Genomic DNA, 13,153 nt, shown 5'->3' on the forward strand with positions numbered 1-13,153 from the left:
GCGCCGAGGAGAGGTCTCCGCGGCCAACGGACGACGAGCAGCCTTGCTAGGCGGCGATGATACGGGCGGCGAGGCGGGCGGCTCCCAGTTCTCCTGGGGCGGCCAGGCTGATTCCAGTGTGTGGCAGGGCTGCGGTGAGTCGGGACCGGACTCCTTGTCGGATCAGTTCGCATTCGCGCAGGACGCTGCCGGACAGGACGATCGGGTCCCTCTGGCCGGGCGCATGGACGGCCAGGGCGCTCCGGGCGAGGTGGTCCGAGGCGCGGTCGAGGATGGTGACGGCCAAGCGGTCACCGCCCTGCGCGCATCGGTCGACCAGCGGCGCCAGCTCGGCCAGGCGCAGAGCAGGTCTCCTGTAGACCTCCCCCGCGAATTCGTCCGCCGTCGCCGCGTCGGTGCCGGTGACGGCCTTGACGATCGCGGTCGTCAGTGGGGTCGGCGCCTCGCTCTGGAGCGCCTCGGCGGTCCCGGCGGCGGCCTCTCGGCCGATCCAGAAGCCCGATCCGCGGTCGCCGAGGAGCCAGCCGAGGCCGTCGCGCACTCGGACCTCCCGCTCGCCGTCGATCCGCGCGGCGGCCGCTCCGGTCCCGGCTATGAGGACGGTGCCGCTCGGTTCGTCGGTGCCCGCCGCGAAGGCCACCACCACGTCGCCGACGGGCCTCACCTCGCACCGCAATCCGATCGCGTCCCAAGCGTTCTGGAAGGCCGAGCCGGTCGCGGCGTGGCCGAAATCGCTGGTCCCGGCGATGCCCATGACGGCGGCGCCGACGCGGGCGGGGTCGAGCTCGGCGAGGGCCGCTCGCACCGCCTCGGCGACGTGCTCGGCGGCCTTCTCCGGGCCCACCGTGATCGGGTTGCCGCCTCCCGCTCTGCCTCGGCCCACCACTCGGCCGCGCAGGTCGGTGACGACGGCTCTCGAGGCGGTGCCGCCGACGTCCAGGCCGAGCACCAGTGGCTCCATACGCTCCTCCACGGGGGTGCGGGTGCGCCGATCCCGACGCACCCGCAGCTTAGATCAGCAGGCTCCCAGGTCGGTCCACTGCGGGGTCCAGCCGGGCTCGGAGCCCTGCGTCCACCACTCGGCCCGCCACAGGTGCGGCCCGTCGCCGGACTTGGGGCCGGACGGGTCGCCGTAGGCGCTGCGCTCGTGCACGACCACGTCCCCTTCGGTGTAGACCGAGCCGAAGGCCCAGTCCGGGGCGGTCTCACAGTCCGCCCCGCCAGGCGGGTCGGTGGGGTCGTCGGGCGTCGTCGGGTCGTCGGGGTCGGTGGGCGGGTCGGTCGGGGTGGGGCACTCGCCGCCGCCCGTGCCGACCGTGTCGGTGTGGCTCACGCCGTCGACCCGGTACCCGGCGACGAGGCCGCCCACCTCGGCGGGAGTGAGCACTTCGTCGGCGCTGTGGAACAGGTAGTCCACCTGCTGGGTGTAGACGCTCGTGCCGCCCGCGTGAGCGGCGGTGTCGATGAACCACAGGTTGAAGTTGATCGACATCGGCGTCTCGGGGTAGTACTCGCCGCTGTGGTCGGCCACCAGTTCACCGTCCACGTAGTACTTGACGTGCCCGTCCGAGACGGTGAACATCAGGTCGTGCCAGCCCGCGAAGCTCTCGCGCTGCGAGGTGTGCGTGTTGTCGGCGACCCACGGCTCGTTCTGGTAGGTCTCCCAGGTGGTCTGGTAGAAGATCGGCCCCTGCTCGCCCCAGCCGCCGTTGGGCAGGTACTCGAAGTCGATCTCCCCGTAGTCGGGGTCCATCGGCGCGTCGAGCGGCGTGATCGTGAAGAAGGTCTCGACGATGTGGTCGCCGTCGGTGCCGCTCTCGGGCGCGTCGGGGAACTTGACGCGGGCGGCGTAGGTGCCCTCGTAGAACTTGCGCTCGTGGAACAGCTCGGCGTGGCTGGTGCCTCCGGCGGTGCCGTCGGTGGCGGCGCGCAGTTGCAGCGAGCCAGCTCCGTCCACTGTGGGGAAGGAGACGTTGGAGGCGGGCCAGGACGCGCCGGGCACGCCCGGGCCGCCGGCGTTGGTGCGCACGGTCCAGCCGCGCGCGTCCAGGTCCGGGTCGGAGGACGAGGCGTAGTCGAAGTCGTCGAACAGGGTCTGGTCGCAGACGGGATCGGCCGCGGCGGCGGTCATGTCGGTCATGCCGACGGCGGTGACGGCGGTCGCCGCTGCGGCAGCGGCGGCGAAGGCGGCGATGCGGCGTCTGGTTTTCGGGTTGGCGGTCATGGCGAGTTCCCCTTCCGATTGAACTCGTTACCGGACCGCCCCGGCGGTGAGGCCGGAGCGGATCTGTCGTTGGAACAGGACGTAGGCGGCCAGGACCGGGAGGATCGCGATGATCAGCCCGGCGAACAGGCCGCTGAAGTCGCTGCGGTAGCCCTGGCTGACCGCGAGCGCGGCCAGCCCCTGTGCCAGGACGTAGCGGTCGGGGTCGGGGTTGAGGACGAGCGGCAGCAGGTATTGGTTCCACAGGCCGAGGAAGTTGAAGATGCCGACGCTGACCATGCCCGGGCGGGCCATCGGCAGCATCACCTTGAAGAACGCGGCGGTGTGGGAGCAGCCGTCGAGGAAGGCCGCCTCGGTGACGGCCGTGGGCAGCCCGCGGAAGAAGGCGTGCAGGAAGAACACCGTGAACGGCAGCGCGTAGGCCGCGTACACGAGGATCAGCCCGTGGTAGGTGCCGAGCATCCCGAGCTGGTCGACGACGAAGAACAGCGGGACGAGGGCGAGGAACACCGGGAAGAGCATGCCCGCGACGAGCGCGTAGTAGATGAGGCGGTTGCCGCGGAACTCGTAGCGGGCCAGGCAGTACGCGGTGAGCGATCCGAGGAGCATCACCAGGGCGAGGGCGCCGCCGACGACGATGAGCGTGTTCAGCAGGTACCGGCCGATGTGGGCCTCCTGCCAGGCGCGGGCCCAGTTGTCCCACTGCGGCGCTTCGGGAACCGACCACGGACTGGCGAAGATCTCGGCGTCGGTCTTGAGCGAGGACACCACCGCCCACACCAGCGGCAACGTCACCAGGGCCGCCCAGCCGAGCAGGACCACGTGCAGGACGGCGTCGGTGGCTTTGCGTCTCATGCGATCTCCACCCGCTCCCTGCGGGTCGCCCTGAGCGCCAGCGCGGTCAGGGTGAGGGTGATGAAGAACAGGGTGACGCCCATGGCCGAGGCGTAGCCGAACTCGCCGTAGGTGAACGCGGCCCGGTAGAGGGTCAGGCCGACGACCTCGGTGGCGTTGTCGGGCCCGCCGGGGCCGACGGTCATGATCTGCACCAGCGCGAAGCCGTCGAGGGCGAGGATGCCGAGGTAGACGTAGGCGACCTGCACGGTGTCCCACACGAACGGGAGGGTGATGCGCCGGAACGTGGTGAGCCGTCCGGCGCCGTCGAGCCGGGCGGCCTCGAGGACGTCGCGCGGGATGGACTCCATGGCGGCGGCGAACAGGACGACGTAGAAGCCCACCGCGGCCCAGACCATCACGGCCATGACGGCCGGGAGCGCCCAGGCCGGCTCGGCCAGCCAGGACCGGGTGAGCGAGCCGAGCCCGAGCGCTTCGAGCAGGCCGTTGAGCAGGCCGTTGTTGGGGGTGTAGACGAACTGGAACAGGACGCCGAGGATGGCGACGGACAGCAGCTGCGGGAAGAAGTAGACGATGCGGTACGCGCCCGAGCCGCGGAAGCCGCCGTGCCGGTCGGACCGGCCCATGGTGAGCAGCGCGGCGAAGAACAGCGCCAGGACGATCGTCAGCAGCGGCACCGCCAGGAGCATCAGGCCGTTGTTGCGCAGGGCGGCGAGGAACAGCCCGTCGCTCCACAGTGCGGTGAAGTTCGCGAATCCCACGTTGTCCGCCTGCCCGGCCAGGCCGTTCCAGTCGGTGAAGGCCAGGTAGAACGCCTGCGCGTAGGGCGAGACGACGAAGACCCCGTACAGCAGCAGCGGCGCCGCCAGCGCCCCGATCAGGAAGCGGTTCTTGCCGTGCCGCATCGCTTCCCGCCTCTCAACGCCGGTGCTTGGTGATGGAGTCGTCCGCGGCCACGTCGTCGGCGGCCGTCTGGATGCGGTCGGCCCACGCTTCGGGGTCGAGGCGTCCGGTGAGGAGCTCCCCGGTGGCGTCGTCGACCGCTTTCGCCAAGGGCGCGTACCAGAGCCGGTACTTGTAGCCGAAGACGTGCTCCCCGGCGGCCTCGACGGCCGCGGCCACGGAGGCCAGACCGGTGCTCATCTCGACGCCGTCGGTGGCGCCGCGCACGACCGGGAGGGCCTTCGCGGTCTCGGTGAAACCGCGCGCGACGTCGAGGGAGAACAGGCAGCGCAGGTAGTCGAGCCCGCCGCGCGGGTTCGCGGCCTGGGCGGGCACGAGGAAGGACTCGCTGCTGGAGCCCTGGAGCGCCCCGAACGGCATCGCGTCCGCCGCGGTCAGGTCCGGGACGGGCGCCATGACCATGTCGAAGCCCTCGGGCGTGACCTCCTGCTGCTCGCCTTCGAGCCATGACCCGCAGGGGATGAAGGCGGCCTCGCCGTTGCTCCAGGCGTTCTGGGCCTCGGTGTGGGACAGGGCCTCCGAGCCGGCCATGATGTGACCGCCGGTGACGAGGCGGTGGATCGCGTCGGCGGCGGCGAGCATGCCGTCCTGGCGCCACGCGTCGGCTTCGAGGTTGTCGATGTTCTCGACCAGTTCGATGCCGCCGGTCTTGGCGGCCAGGGACTGGAGCGGGTCCACCATGTACTCGGGGAACTTGCCCTGCCAGGTCCACGGCGCGATCCCGGCCTGCCCGATCTCCTCGCACAGGGCCAGCATGTCGTCCCATGTCTCGGGGTAGGCCCAGCCGTGGGCCTCGAACAGGGAGGTGGAGTACCAGACGCCCCACAGCACCGAGGAGTAGTTGAGGAAGCGGACGGCGCCGTCGAGGGTGCCGTCGGCGACGACGCCGGGCATGAGGGTGTCGCGGACGGGGACGGCCGGGTCGTCGAGGCTGGGCGCGTCGAGCAGTTCGGCGAGGTCGTGGAGCTGCCCGGAGGCGGCGAGCTGGGCGAGGTCGAGCCGCCCGGCGCCGGTGTTGTCGACGACGTCGGGCGGCTCGCCGGCGACGAAGCGCGGCTGGAGGGTCTCGCCGACGCGCTGGACGCCCTGGTGGTCGACCTCGGCGCCGGGGTGGCGCTCCTCGTAGAGCTCGGCGGCGTGCTCGGTGTAGGCCTGGCCGTAGCCGCCGTTGAACATGACGACTTCGAGGCCGGTGTCGTCGGGGACGCCGAGGGGGTTCTCGTCGGTCACCGCTCCGGTCGCCTCCTCGGTGTCGTCACCGCCTCCGGCGGTGACGCAGCCGGAGAGGAGGCCGGCCGCTCCGGCGGCGGTGGCGCCGCGCAGGAGCGTGCGGCGGGTGGGGCTGGGACGGGTGGGTGGCGGCGTCATGAGGGGGCCTCTTCCGGTGGTTCAGGCGGTGCGGCGGATGCGCCCGGCGTACCGCGCTTCGAGGGACTGGTTGTGCTCGTCCCCGCCGGCCATGTTGGCCGACAGGTAGATCGGCGGGTGCTCTCCTCGGTCGACGAAGCGCTGCGCGACCTCGGCGACGATCATCTGGGCGAGGACGGCGGCGGTGACCGAGGAGACCGCGCCGACCGCGCCGCCGTCCGGCAGCGGCAGGGCGGCGTCGCCGTAGGGCGCCCCGTTGTCGAGGACGATGTCGGCGATGTCGGCCAGGCGCCTGCCCGAGGGGTGGCGCGAGGCGGACTTGGCGCTGTGGTCGGCGGAGGTGAAGGCGATGAGGCGGTGGCCGCGTTTCTTGACCTGGATCGCGAGTTCGACGACGACGCCGTTGATGCCCGAGTTGGACGCGATGGCGAAGACGTCGGCCGGGTGCACCGGCGCCGTCTCCAGGAGCCGGTGGGCGACGGCGGGGTCGCGTTCGAGGAACGGGTCGTCGAGGGCGGTGCGGGGCTGGTCGCCGTGGAGGACCATGTCGCGCAGGGCGATGCGGTTGCTGGGCACCAGGCCGCCGGCGCGCCCGGCCAGTTCCATCGCGAGGGCCTCGGAGTGGCCGGAGCCGAAGGCCTGGAGGATGCCGCCCTCGTCGAGGCTCGCGGTGATGAGTTCGGCGGCCCGCCGGACGGCGTCGATCTGCTCGCGGCCGACCCGCTGCACGGTGTCGGTGATCAGCGCCAGGTAGGCCCCGGCGGTGGCGGGCGGGGTCGGCTCGGTCATTCCTGCTCCTTGGATCGGTTGCGGCGGTGGTGTTCCGGTTCGTCGGCGAGGCGGTGCGCGTGCACGGCGCGGGCGGTCACCTCGAAGGCCTCGGTGGTGCGCTCGAAGGTGCGCTGGGCGACGGCGACGTAGATCAGGTCGAGGACCAGCAGCTGGGAGTGCAGCGCGGAGAGGGCGGCGAGGCGGAAGGTGGTCTCGTGGACGGCGGTCGTGAGGACCACGTCGGCGGCCTCGGCCAGGGGCGAGCGAGAGAAGGAGGTGACGGCCACGGCCAGCGCGCCCTGGTCGCGGGCTTCGGCGAGGACCTCGACGCCCTCGCGGGTGCGCCCGGAGTGGGAGAGCGCGATGGCGACGTCGCCGCTTCGGAGCAGGGCGGCGCCCGTGAGCGCGGCGTGGGCGTCGGAGCGGAACCAGCAGGGGACGCGGATGCGCTCGAGGCGGAAGGCCATCTCGCGGGCCGCGGTGCCGCTGGAGCCGAGGCCGAACAGTTCGACGCGCCCGGCGGCCGCGACGGCCTCGGCGACCCGGTCGACCAGGCTTATGTCCAGTTGGGACGCGGTCTCCTGGATGGCGCGGGAGTCCGCCCCGGCGACGACGCCGAGGACCCGGTCCAAGGGGTCGCCGGGTTCGATCTCCTTGTCGATGTCGGTCTCCCAGCGGGCCTGGGCGGCGCGCCCGTTCTCGGCGGCCAGCGCGACGCGCAGGGCCGCGTAGCCGGAGAAGCCGAGGGTCCGGCAGAAGCGGGTGACGGTGGCGGTGGAGGTGCCGGCGCGTTCGGCGAGGTCGACGATGGACGCCTGCGCCGCCGCGTCGGGGTCTTCGAGGATCTTCGCGGCGACGCGTTGCAGCGCGTCGGGAAGCGTTGACTGCTCCATTCGGAGCCGACCGGTCACACCTTGATTCACCATCGAGACCTTCGCCAAAATAATTTTCACATGGAAACACTTATGAAGAAAATTACGATTACCAGCGGAGAAAGTCAAGACACTTTCAAAATAATTTTCGCCGACGGACGGCCGTTCACCGTTCGAGGGCGGCGATGAACGCCTCGTGGGCGGCGTCGACCGCCCGCCGGTCCGCCCCGGCGACGAGGTCGAGCAGCAGCCCTCTCGTGACCGCCACTCCGGCGCGCAGCAGCGCGGGGTCGGCCTCCATGCCGACCGCCGTCGCGGCCTTCATGGCGTGGTCGAGCCACGCGTCGGTCAGGTCGGGCAGCAGGTGCCGCCGGCCCCCGGCGGCGAGCCCGACCACCTCGAAGAACAGCCGCACGAACGGCAGCATGCGCGGCTCGGACAGTTCCGTCCACAGTGCCGCCATGAGCTCGCGCGGCGTGCGGGCCTCGGCGGCGAGGGCGACCAGGAGCTCGTGCTGGCGGCGCTCCATGTCGGACACGATCGCCGCGATCAGGCCCTCGCGGGACTCGAAGTGGTACAGGAGCATGCGGTGACTGGTGCCCGTCCCGGCGGCGATCTCGCGGAGGCTCTTCCCGGCGAAGCCGTGCCCCGCCGCGTGGTCGATGACGGCCGCGAGCAGCTTCTGACGAGCATTCATGTACCAGATGGTACATTGAAGGCATGCGATACGAGAACGCGCTCGTCATCGGCGCGCCCGCCTCCGTCGTCTGGGACCTGACGACGGACATCGCGCGCTGGCCCGAGCTCACCCCCACCATGCGAAGCGTCGAGCCGCTCGACCCGCTCCCCCTGAAGACGGGCGTCCGCGCCCGGATCAAGCAGCCCCTGCAGCCCGCCTCGGTCTGGACGGTCACCGAGTTCGAACCCGGCCGCCGCTTCGCCTGGGAGACCAGGCGGGGCGAGCTGACCATGACCGGGACGCACCTGGTCGAGGAGGTCGACGGCGGCTGCCGCAACACCCTGGGCCTCGAGTTGAGCGGCAAGGGCGAGGGGCGCTTCGCCTTCCTGTTCGGCGCGGCCGTCCGCTGGGGCATCGCCAAGGAGAACCAGGGCTTCAAGCAGGAGGCCGAACGGCTCGCCGCCGAGTAGCTCAGGCCGTGAGGCGGCTCGGCTCGGCGGGCGCGTCCCCCAGCAGTTCGAGGAGGTGCGCCGCGGGCGAATCGGCGTGGCCCCAGGCGGACGAGACCACCGAGACAGTCCACTCGGGATTATTGTGGTCGGCCAGCGGGAGGACCTTCAGCCCGGCGGCCTGCGGCTTGGCCGCGACGTGCCTGGGCACCACAGCGACGCCGAGACCGCGGCACACCAGGTCCAGCAGGGTGTGCACGTCGTTGACCGCGCAGCGCAGGCGGCGGCGCACCCCGTGCGCGGCGAAGGCGGCCTCGTTCATGGTGCGCACGCCCCAGGCGGGCCCGAAGTCGATGAAGTCCTGGTCGTCGAGGGCGTCCAGGCGCACCGAGGCGCGGGAGGCGAGCGGGTGCTCCGGCGGCAGGAGGAGCACCAGCGGCTCGCGGCCGAGCACGGTTCGCGGCAGCCCGCTCAGGTGCTTGTCGGTGGCGACGAAGGCGACGTCGAGCTCCCCGGCGCGGAGCATCGTGAGCAGATCGTGCGAGCCGCACTGCGTGAAGTGGGTCTCCACCCTCGGGTGGCGGCGGTGGAAGCGCTCGAGCAGCGCCGTGACGTCGACCAGGCCCAGGCACTGCTCGGCGCCGATCCGCAGCGAGCCGGAGACGGCCCGGCCGGCCTTGACGACCGCGTCGCGGGCGTCGGCGGCCTGCTCCAGGATCGAGCGGGCGAACGGCAGCAGCGCGAACCCGGCCTCGGTGGGCTCGACGCGGCGGGTGGTGCGGGTGAACAGGCTCGTGCCCAGCTCCTCCTCCAGGCTCCGGATCGCCGCCGACAGCCCCGACTGGGAGATGCCGCAGAGCTCGGCGGCGCGGGTGAAGTGCCGCTCGTCGGCGAGCGCGACGAGGTACTCGAGCTGCCGCAGATCCATGATTCACGACTCCTGGTTCTGAATTGCATGAGGAAGATTTGTTGGACTTCTAGATCAACGCTTCGTAGGATAGCCGCGTCCGACGGCAATCCGCTCGTTCCAAGGAGAGCTTCATGCAGCAGCGCACCATCGGCGACCGCCGAGTCTCGGCGATCGGCCTCGGCGGCATGCCGATGTCGATCGAGGGCAGGCCGGACGAGGCCCGGTCGATCGCGACGATCCACGCCGCGCTCGACGCGGGCGTCACCCTGATCGACACCGCCGACGCCTACCACCGCGACGCGAACGAGGTCGGCCACAACGAGACGCTCATCGCCCGCGCGCTGCGCGAGCGCGGCGCCGGAGCCGACGAGGTCCTGGTCGCCACCAAGGGCGGCCACCTGCGCCCCGGCGACGGCAGCTGGACCAAGAACGGCCGCCCCTCCTACCTCAAGGAGGCCGCGAAGGCCTCGGCGAAGCGGCTCGGCGTCGAGGCGATCGGCCTCTACCAGTTCCACCGGCCCGATCCCGAAGTGCCGTACGCCGACTCGATCGGCGCGATCCGCGAACTGCTCGACGAGGGCGTGATCCTGGCGGCGGGCATCTCGAACGCGGACGTCGCCCAGATCGACGAGGCGAACGAGATCCTCGGCGGGCGGCTGGCCTCGGTGCAGAACCAGTTCTCGCCCCGCTTCCGCTCCAGCGAAGGCGAACTCGAGCACTGCGCGAAGCTCGGCGTCGCCTTCCTGCCGTGGAGCCCGCTCGGCGGCATCCGCAACGCGCCCGAGCTGGGCAGCCGCCACGCCGTCTTCAACGAGGTCGCGGACGAGGTCGGCGTCAGCGTCTACCAGGCGACCCTCGCCTGGCAGCTCGCGCTCGCCCCGGTGGTCGTCCCGATCCCCGGCGCCTCCCGGCCCGAGAGCATCCTCGACTCCGCGGGGGCCGCGGATGTCGAGCTCTCCCCCGACCAGATCGCCCGGCTCTCCGCCGCCTGAGCTTCCAAGGAACCGATGATGAAGACCTTCACACTGCCCGGCACCGACATCACCGCGCCGAACGTGGTCCTCGGCCTGATGCGCATCCAGGAGAAGACCGACGAGGAGGTCCGGACCCTCCTCAAGACCGCGACCGACGCGGGCGTCACCTTCCTCGACCACGCCGACGTCTACGGCAGCGAGGTCCACGGCTGCGAGCGCCGCTTCGCCGAGGCCATGCGGCTCACCCCCGCCGAGCGCGAGCGCCTGGTGATCCAGACCAAGACCGGCATCGTCAAGGACGGCCCGTACTTCGACTTCTCCTACGAGCACATCGTCGAGTCCGTCGACGGCTCGCTGGAGGCGCTCGGCACCGACTACATCGACATCCTGCTGCTCCACCGCCCCGACGCGCTCGTCGAGCCCGAGGAGGTCGCCCGCGCGTTCAGCGAGCTCGCCGCCGCGGGCAAGGTGCGCGCCTTCGGCGTCTCGAACCACACCGGACGCCAGATCGACCTGCTGCGCCGATACGTGGAGCAGCCGATCGTCGCCAACCAGGTGCAGCTCTCGATCACCCACGCGCCCTTGCTCGCCCAGGGGATGGCCGCGAACATGCAGGGGCTGGACCAGTCGATCAGCCGCGACGACGGCATCGTCGACTACTGCCGCCTGCACGACATCACCGTCCAGGCGTGGTCGCCGTTCCAGGCGGGCTTCTTCGACGGGCCGTTTCTCGGCTCGCCGCGCTATGCGGTGCTGAACACGGTGATCGACCGGATCGCGGCGAAATACGACGTGCCGCCGCTGGCGATCGCCACCGCGTGGATCACCCGGCACCCGGCGCAGATGCAGGTGGTCATCGGCACCACCACGCCGGAGCGCGTGGACGCGGCGGCGCGGGGCTCGGAGATCCCGCTGACCCGCTCGGAGTGGTACGAGCTCTTCCGCGCCGCCGGATACACCGTGCCCTAGCGCTTCGACGCCGACCGGGCGCCCCCGCGCGTTCGACAGTAGAGCCCTTGCCGGATGATGTTCTCGCACAATGAGGGCATCCATCCGGCAGGGGCTCTTTTCGTCCATTCTTCTCGGATCCGAGCCGGTCGGCGACGTGTCTTGTTGGGGGGCAACGGGAGCCCACCCCGCGACGGGCCGCGGCCCCGGGCCCGGACGGGGCGGCGGGCGGCCGGCCGGGCCGGGCGCCGCGGCTCCCGTTCGGACTTGACAGACCTAGCACGACCGTTACTATCCACCATATTCCTTCCATGCCCAGGTAAAAGGAGAGGAATCGCCCCATGGACTCCCGTACCACCCCGTTGTTCAAGGCGGTCAACGCCGCCATGGCACCGGCCCTGCGCTCGCGAAGGAACCCCGAAGCGGCCTGGGAGAAGGCCGTCCACCAGGCCGAACGGGTCAGCGGAGTCGCCGTCGACGGCGACGATGAGCAGTGGATCGCCGACTTCGAGTTCCTGATCCGCTGCGTCGCGGCGGTGCCGGGGCTGAGCCCGATGGGATGGGCCACGACCGTCATGGACGCGCGGGCGCGCCTGGTCAACCGGCTGCGCATCCGCGAGCTGCACCGGCGGCACCCCGAGATCGGCGCCGAGCCGATCGAGAAACCGGTCTTCATCGTGGGCCTCCCGCGCACCGCGACCACCCTGTCCCACCAGGTCCTCGCCGCCTCGCCCGCCTGCCGCGGCCCCCTGATGTGGGAGCTGACCCACACCGGACTCGAACCCGACCCGGCGGCGAAGGCCAAGCGGATCAAGCGCGCCCGGCGGCAGTTCTCGACGACGAAATGGGCGCCCGAACTCGCCCACATCCACCCCCTCGACGTCACCAAGCCCGAGGAGAGCATGTTCCTGCTCCCCCACGGGGTCTACCACCTGCTGTTCCACGCCCCCATGCCGAAGTACCGGGAATGGTTCGCCGAGCGGGACACGAGCGCGGACTACCGGTACCTCAAGGAGGCGCTCCAGGTCCTCCAGTACGGACGCGAGCGGCGCCGCTGGATCCTCAAGTACCCCTTCGACATCTGCCACATGCCGGTCATCCAGCGGGTGTTCCCCGGCGCCAGGTTCGTGTGGACGCACCGCGACCCCGTCGCCGTCGCCGGATCGCTGTGCAGTCTCGCCGAGCTGTCGCAGTCGCTGTTCCTCACCCGGCCCGACCGCGAGACCGTCGGCAGGCTCACCCTGGAGCTGATGGTCGAGGCCGTCGAGGCCGGCCGGGAATTCCGCCGCCGCCACCTGGCCGCGGTCGTCGACGTGCCCTACCACCGCTTGGTGTCCTCGCCCGAGCGCTACGTGCCCGAGCTGCACGAGCGGCTCGACATCCCGTGGACCTTCGACGACGGCGAGCGGCTGGTCGATTCGCTGAACCGCAGCCTCCGCGAACGCGAGCGCGACCGCAGGCACGAGTACCGCGTCGGCGACTTCGGGCTCGACAGCGAGGAGCTCGAGAAGGCCTTCGCCGACTACCAGCGCTGGACGGCCGCGATCGACTACTGAGCGGGCCAGTCGGCGGCGGTGAGGAAGTCCTCGGCCGCCGCGACGATCCGGCCGAGCACCGCGATCGACTCGGTGACGGCGCCGGGCACGAACATGCCGTGGTCGGCGCCCTCGACCTCCAGCACGTGCGGTGTCAGGCGCCTGGCCGCCTCGCCGTCCCACAGCCGGTCGGCGGTGCCGCCGACGAGGAGGAACGGCGCCGTCGCACTCGACAGGGCCTCGGTCACCCACGGCACGGTCAGCAGCGGCGTCAGCCAGATCGCCGGCAGGCCGCGCTCGGCGGCGAGGCGGGCGGCGTTGGTGCCCAGCGACTTGCCGATCAGCAGCGGGCTGCCGCCGACGGTGTCGAGGAGCGGGGCGACCTCCCCGGCCACCCACTCCTCGATGGGCGGCTCGAACACGTCCACCGGCCGCTGCGACCAGCTGTGCCGGTGGACGGACGCGCCGCGCCGCTCGGCGACGGCGGGGACGTACAGGAGCATCCCCGTGCTCGGTCCGTACATTCCCCCGGGGATCACGACAGCGTCGGCCATACGTCGACCTTAGACCCCCTGCCGCCGCGCCCCCGGCGCCCGTTCGCGGAC

General features: G+C 71.5%; 14 protein-coding genes. 4 read left to right on the plus strand and 10 right to left on the minus strand.

The genetic code is table 11. The features are described 5' to 3' along the window. Positions 1–46 precede the first annotated feature (46 nt). The 8 genes from YWW_RS31470 to YWW_RS0118785 all read right to left on the minus strand — a co-directional run bounded on the left by YWW_RS31470 (position 47) and on the right by YWW_RS0118785 (position 7,750). A complete protein-coding gene (locus YWW_RS31470) occupies positions 47–961 on the minus strand; it encodes an N-acetylglucosamine kinase (RefSeq protein WP_035696947.1) in 915 nt (304 codons plus the stop codon). Positions 962–1,015: 54 nt separating this feature from the next. Next, positions 1,016–2,224 (minus strand): family 16 glycosylhydrolase, encoded by a 1,209-nt coding sequence (locus YWW_RS0118755; RefSeq protein ID WP_026931316.1) that lies wholly within the window; start codon positions 2,222–2,224, stop codon positions 1,016–1,018. Between the two features lie 27 nt (positions 2,225–2,251). Beyond that, positions 2,252–3,079 (minus strand): carbohydrate ABC transporter permease, encoded by an 828-nt coding sequence (locus YWW_RS0118760; RefSeq protein WP_026931317.1) that lies wholly within the window; start codon positions 3,077–3,079, stop codon positions 2,252–2,254. Next, entirely contained in the window at positions 3,076–3,984 is a 909-nt protein-coding gene (locus YWW_RS0118765) for a carbohydrate ABC transporter permease (protein ID WP_026931318.1), read from the minus strand. Before YWW_RS0118765 ends, YWW_RS0118760 begins: the two co-directional genes overlap by 4 nt. A 13-nt stretch (positions 3,985–3,997) precedes the next feature. Further along, a complete protein-coding gene (gene ngcE / locus YWW_RS0118770; RefSeq protein ID WP_026931319.1) occupies positions 3,998–5,410 on the minus strand; it encodes an N-acetylglucosamine/diacetylchitobiose ABC transporter substrate-binding protein in 1,413 nt (470 codons plus the stop codon). Positions 5,411–5,431: 21 nt separating this feature from the next. After that, positions 5,432–6,199 carry a sugar isomerase domain-containing protein gene (locus YWW_RS0118775; RefSeq protein ID WP_051326019.1) on the minus strand — a complete coding sequence of 256 codons (768 nt, stop codon included), beginning with the start codon at positions 6,197–6,199 and terminating at the stop codon, positions 5,432–5,434. Continuing rightward, the gene (locus YWW_RS0118780; protein WP_035697018.1) at positions 6,196–7,107 is read right to left on the minus strand and encodes a MurR/RpiR family transcriptional regulator; all 912 of its coding nucleotides are present in this window, start codon (positions 7,105–7,107) and stop codon (positions 6,196–6,198) included. Before YWW_RS0118780 ends, YWW_RS0118775 begins: the two co-directional genes overlap by 4 nt. A 112-nt stretch (positions 7,108–7,219) precedes the next feature. Next, positions 7,220–7,750: a TetR family transcriptional regulator gene (locus YWW_RS0118785; RefSeq protein ID WP_035696951.1), complete on the minus strand. Its 531-nt coding sequence runs from the start codon at positions 7,748–7,750 to the stop codon at positions 7,220–7,222. Positions 7,751–7,773: 23 nt separating this feature from the next. Here YWW_RS0118785 and YWW_RS0118790 point away from each other — a divergent pair, with 23 nt between their 5' ends. After that, complete coding sequence (locus tag YWW_RS0118790; RefSeq protein WP_026931323.1) at positions 7,774–8,202, plus strand: SRPBCC family protein; 429 nt, start codon at positions 7,774–7,776, stop codon at positions 8,200–8,202. Position 8,203: 1 nt separating this feature from the next. Here the strand turns inward: YWW_RS0118790 and YWW_RS0118795 are convergent, their stop codons facing one another. Next, positions 8,204–9,109 (minus strand): LysR family transcriptional regulator, encoded by a 906-nt coding sequence (locus YWW_RS0118795; protein ID WP_026931324.1) that lies wholly within the window; start codon positions 9,107–9,109, stop codon positions 8,204–8,206. A gap of 113 nt (positions 9,110–9,222) precedes the next feature. On the opposite strand from YWW_RS0118795, the gene YWW_RS0118800 reads away from it, so the two are divergent. The 3 genes from YWW_RS0118800 (at position 9,223) to YWW_RS0118810 (ending at position 12,569) form a co-directional block, all read left to right on the plus strand. Next, positions 9,223–10,083, plus strand: coding sequence for an aldo/keto reductase (locus YWW_RS0118800; RefSeq protein ID WP_026931325.1), 861 nt, complete (start codon positions 9,223–9,225; stop codon positions 10,081–10,083). 18 nt (positions 10,084–10,101) lie between these two features. Beyond that, complete coding sequence (locus tag YWW_RS0118805; RefSeq protein WP_026931326.1) at positions 10,102–11,034, plus strand: aldo/keto reductase; 933 nt, start codon at positions 10,102–10,104, stop codon at positions 11,032–11,034. 320 nt (positions 11,035–11,354) lie between these two features. Beyond that, entirely contained in the window at positions 11,355–12,569 is a 1,215-nt protein-coding gene (locus YWW_RS0118810) for a sulfotransferase family protein (RefSeq protein WP_026931327.1), read from the plus strand. Here the strand turns inward: YWW_RS0118810 and YWW_RS0118815 are convergent. Beyond that, positions 12,563–13,102, minus strand: a complete 540-nt coding sequence (locus YWW_RS0118815; RefSeq protein ID WP_026931328.1) for an alpha/beta fold hydrolase — start codon at positions 13,100–13,102, stop codon at positions 12,563–12,565. The two genes, YWW_RS0118810 and YWW_RS0118815, sit on opposite strands and share 7 nt — an antisense overlap. Positions 13,103–13,153 lie beyond the last annotated feature (51 nt).

Source organism: Glycomyces tenuis DSM 44171, assembly GCF_000427885.1.
GTDB lineage: Bacteria > Actinomycetota > Actinomycetes > Mycobacteriales > Micromonosporaceae > Glycomyces > Glycomyces tenuis.

What these genes read in the sequence shown, in the direction of transcription:
- YWW_RS31470 (WP_035696947.1), bottom strand. Translation starts at nt 961, where the DNA reads ATGGAGCCACTGGTGCTCGGCCTGGACGTCGGCGGCACCGCCTCGAGA.
- YWW_RS0118755 (WP_026931316.1), bottom strand. Translation starts at nt 2,224, where the DNA reads ATGACCGCCAACCCGAAAACCAGACGCCGCATCGCCGCCTTCGCCGCC.
- YWW_RS0118760 (WP_026931317.1), bottom strand. Translation starts at nt 3,079, where the DNA reads ATGAGACGCAAAGCCACCGACGCCGTCCTGCACGTGGTCCTGCTCGGC.
- YWW_RS0118765 (WP_026931318.1), bottom strand. Translation starts at nt 3,984, where the DNA reads ATGCGGCACGGCAAGAACCGCTTCCTGATCGGGGCGCTGGCGGCGCCG.
- ngcE (WP_026931319.1), bottom strand. Translation starts at nt 5,410, where the DNA reads ATGACGCCGCCACCCACCCGTCCCAGCCCCACCCGCCGCACGCTCCTG.
- YWW_RS0118775 (WP_051326019.1), bottom strand. Translation starts at nt 6,199, where the DNA reads ATGACCGAGCCGACCCCGCCCGCCACCGCCGGGGCCTACCTGGCGCTG.
- YWW_RS0118780 (WP_035697018.1), bottom strand. Translation starts at nt 7,107, where the DNA reads ATGGTGAATCAAGGTGTGACCGGTCGGCTCCGAATGGAGCAGTCAACG.
- YWW_RS0118785 (WP_035696951.1), bottom strand. Translation starts at nt 7,750, where the DNA reads ATGAATGCTCGTCAGAAGCTGCTCGCGGCCGTCATCGACCACGCGGCG.
- YWW_RS0118790 (WP_026931323.1), top strand. Translation starts at nt 7,774, where the DNA reads ATGCGATACGAGAACGCGCTCGTCATCGGCGCGCCCGCCTCCGTCGTC.
- YWW_RS0118795 (WP_026931324.1), bottom strand. Translation starts at nt 9,109, where the DNA reads ATGGATCTGCGGCAGCTCGAGTACCTCGTCGCGCTCGCCGACGAGCGG.
- YWW_RS0118800 (WP_026931325.1), top strand. Translation starts at nt 9,223, where the DNA reads ATGCAGCAGCGCACCATCGGCGACCGCCGAGTCTCGGCGATCGGCCTC.
- YWW_RS0118805 (WP_026931326.1), top strand. Translation starts at nt 10,102, where the DNA reads ATGAAGACCTTCACACTGCCCGGCACCGACATCACCGCGCCGAACGTG.
- YWW_RS0118810 (WP_026931327.1), top strand. Translation starts at nt 11,355, where the DNA reads ATGGACTCCCGTACCACCCCGTTGTTCAAGGCGGTCAACGCCGCCATG.
- YWW_RS0118815 (WP_026931328.1), bottom strand. Translation starts at nt 13,102, where the DNA reads ATGGCCGACGCTGTCGTGATCCCCGGGGGAATGTACGGACCGAGCACG.